The organism is Thermodesulfobacteriota bacterium (assembly GCA_034189135.1).
Taxonomy (GTDB): domain Bacteria; phylum Desulfobacterota; class Desulfobacteria; order Desulfobacterales; family JAUWMJ01; genus JAUWMJ01.
The window spans coordinates 1-2,963 of sequence record JAXHVO010000114.1; the positions used below are offsets into that span (position 1 = coordinate 1).

Consider the following 2,963-nt stretch of genomic DNA (forward strand, 5'->3'; position numbering starts at 1 on the left):
CCTGCTGGAAAGCCGATGATACTCCATCTTCTTCGTTGCCAAGGGCTCGCAGTAAATTACTACGGCTTCGCCCTTGGACGCCTTGAATCTGGGGCACCCTCGATTTTCGCTCAATTAGGGTTGTAGTCTTATTTTTGCATAACAGTATCGGAAAAATCTCAGAGTTTTGCCCCACAGTACTTACAGCACTTTGCATCAACGTCATGACCTTCCGCACTGCAGATGCGGCAAGCCTGGGTGGAAACCCGTTTCCTGGCAGCCATAGTGATTTCAGAGGTGACAATTCCTGTGGGTATGGCAATGATTCCATAACCGATAATCATAATTAAAGCTGCCAATGTCTGGCCGATATTGGTTTTGGGTGATATATCACCATATCCGACCGTCGTCAGAGTGACGATGGCCCAGTAAATACTGCGTGGGATGCTGGTAAAACCGTTTTCCCCTCCTTCGATAAAATACATCATGGAACCAAAAATGATAACCAGCACCAACACCACAAACAAAAATACAATGATCTTGCGGAGGCTGGCGCGTAAAGCCTGCATAAGCACCCTGGCCTCGGTGAGATACTGAACAAGCTTAAGAACCCGGAAAATACGAAGCACTCGCAGAACCCTGATTACGAGCATATACTGACTGCCGGGAATGAAGATACTGAAGTATGTGGGTAGTATTGCCAAAAGATCTACTATTCCGAAAAAGCTGGTGGCATACTTAACAGGGCGCCCCACACAGGATAATCGAAGAAAATACTCTATGGTGAACAGAAAGGTAAAAAACCACTCACTTAAATATAAAAATTTACCATATGAAGATTGAATAGAGCGCACACTGTCCAGCATCACCATGATAACGCTTACCACGATACATAGGATTAAGATGACATCAAACAGTTTGCCTGCAGGCGTATCCGCTTCAAAAATGATTTCATGAAGTTTTTGTCGATATTTTTCCGAAAACTTTTTTCCCGTCATATCAAAAGAAGTACTACTGTTCTTCAAAGTGTTCCTTTACTATAAAGCCGACCTCCCCGTTGCATATTCCTTCCAGAACTTTTACCTTATAGAAATCATTAACTTCTTTTAAAACTTTAATCCTGGTGCCGCTTTGCATAATGCACACGATGCCTTCTTCCTGGGCAACAGGGTTTTTAAGCAGATCAATATTGTCAAACAGCAGATTGGTCTGTGCTTCTTCTCCCAAAATATTATACCAGGAAGCAATTCCTGTTTTTCCCACAGTTCTACTTCCAATACAATATATGACACATGAAATGACGATGAATAATACAATGCCGGCGGCAATAATTAAATAGTTTTTTTTAATAAAATCAGTCGCTTTTTCAATGGGAGGTTTTGGCTCAACATATGTCATCTCTTCGGGTGCCGTTTCCGGCTTTTCTTCCGGCTGCCCGTTAGACTGCTCTTCCTCTTCCTGGGGTGTCTGGTCTTCGGTTTCAGTTATTCCCAGCGAGTTATAATATTTCTCATATATTATTCCGCACTTTGGGCATTCCGGTCCTCCCTGGTAATCTTCAAATCCGCACTTCGGACAGGTTCTCATAGTCCCTTCCTTTTTTTGTATTTGATGTGAGACTGCTTTTTATGTTTACGCTAATTTTATTCAGGCTTATTTTGACCGCCATCCTTTATTTCACATTTATATGCCAGAGCCGCTGCAGAAGTTTGGTGAATGTAGAGCCAGACGATATGGGTGGCGCCCAGTATCGCTGCATTATGTTTGGCTTTGTTTTTGCACCTTGTTTTTGAAAAAAAAAGAAAGATATTGCCAACGTCCACCGTTCCCTGAACAGTTCCCAGGCATCGGCAACCTTGTACAACCCGTTCATCCGTTTCTATCAGGGATTGTGTCGTTTCTTTTATTCTTTTTTCTTTCGGGGATAAAAATAGAGTGCAGGAAAAAGTAGTGCACAGTATGATGGACACCATGGGCAGAATAAGTATTCTTTTCATTATATTGTTTACCTTGATTTAAATATTTATAAATCCAAACAGTGGAGCATTTTTAATCCAACTGTCTTCAAGTTAACCTCAGAATGATTTTTTAAATTTTCCTTATTTACGGAATTGTAATTCCTTCCTTTTTTAAACGTTCCTTCAGCCATTCATACAACACCGGGTTTATGCTGCGGTTCCATTGCTGATAAGCCATATTGCTTTCTTCATCCACTGAAGGAAGGGTGGAATTTATCTTTTTCCCCAGCGGGCTTTCATAAAACAGAAGCCAGTCCTTAATTTCTTGGGGCGTAAAGTGAGAGTCGTAAATAGAAATAATATAATCCATAAGTCCGCCCGGGTCTTGAATTTTTCTTTCTATCTCGGTTCGCCATTCCTGTCTAAGCTTCTTTTCGACCTGTTTGGGGAGGTTTAGACGCAGCCTTTGAAAAATTTGAGTCATTAGATTGTCATAACGAATTGCTGAACGCTGTAAAATAATATCAGCATTACCTGATATTTTAATCAGCTTTCGAATGTTTTCTTTCTTTTGCGAAGTGGATGTGTTCGCTGCTGAAAAACCACCGGTGCCAGCGCTGTTTTTGGTTTTTGAGGAAGGGGTGGCGGTACACCCGGTCCAACAGATGAGCAAAAACATCAAGAAAATACTAACCGGTGCGGTATGTTTATCCATTTATGTTCCCTTTTTGCATTCAATTTTAATACATTTGTCTTTGCAAGCTCAGCGGCTGTTAATTATAGTAACAAACAGATGGGTTATCAAGGAAAAATGCGATAAAAGAATAGTACCGGCCTGGCTCAACAAAACTGAAAGGTATTGAATAGAAATTTTCTTTCGGTTAATATCAAAGATTGTGTTCCATCTTAACTAGTGCCTGAACGAAAAGTCATGGTTTTACGAGCCAGCCGGTTGGTTATGTTCGTTCATTAAATTACTACCGTTCAAAATGATGGCAGCCAGTAGTAAATCAAATCTTGGCTACC

4 protein-coding genes are annotated in these 2,963 nt (G+C 41.0%); all 4 read right to left on the bottom strand.

What is annotated here, in order from left to right; genetic code table 11:
* Nucleotides 1–158 precede the first annotated feature (158 nt).
* Nucleotides 159–977 carry an ion transporter gene (locus SWH54_16505; protein MDY6792867.1) on the bottom strand — a complete coding sequence of 273 codons (819 nt, stop codon included), beginning with the start codon at nucleotides 975–977 and terminating at the stop codon, nucleotides 159–161.
* Between the two features lie 13 nt (nucleotides 978–990).
* Nucleotides 991–1,566 (bottom strand): hypothetical protein, encoded by a 576-nt coding sequence (locus SWH54_16510; GenBank protein ID MDY6792868.1) that lies wholly within the window; start codon nucleotides 1,564–1,566, stop codon nucleotides 991–993.
* A gap of 56 nt (nucleotides 1,567–1,622) precedes the next feature.
* On the bottom strand, nucleotides 1,623–1,976 hold the full coding sequence (locus tag SWH54_16515; protein MDY6792869.1) for a hypothetical protein: 354 nt from the start codon (nucleotides 1,974–1,976) through the stop codon (nucleotides 1,623–1,625).
* 106 nt (nucleotides 1,977–2,082) lie between these two features.
* Nucleotides 2,083–2,652 carry a DUF2059 domain-containing protein gene (locus tag SWH54_16520; protein ID MDY6792870.1) on the bottom strand — a complete coding sequence of 190 codons (570 nt, stop codon included), beginning with the start codon at nucleotides 2,650–2,652 and terminating at the stop codon, nucleotides 2,083–2,085.
* Nucleotides 2,653–2,963 lie beyond the last annotated feature (311 nt).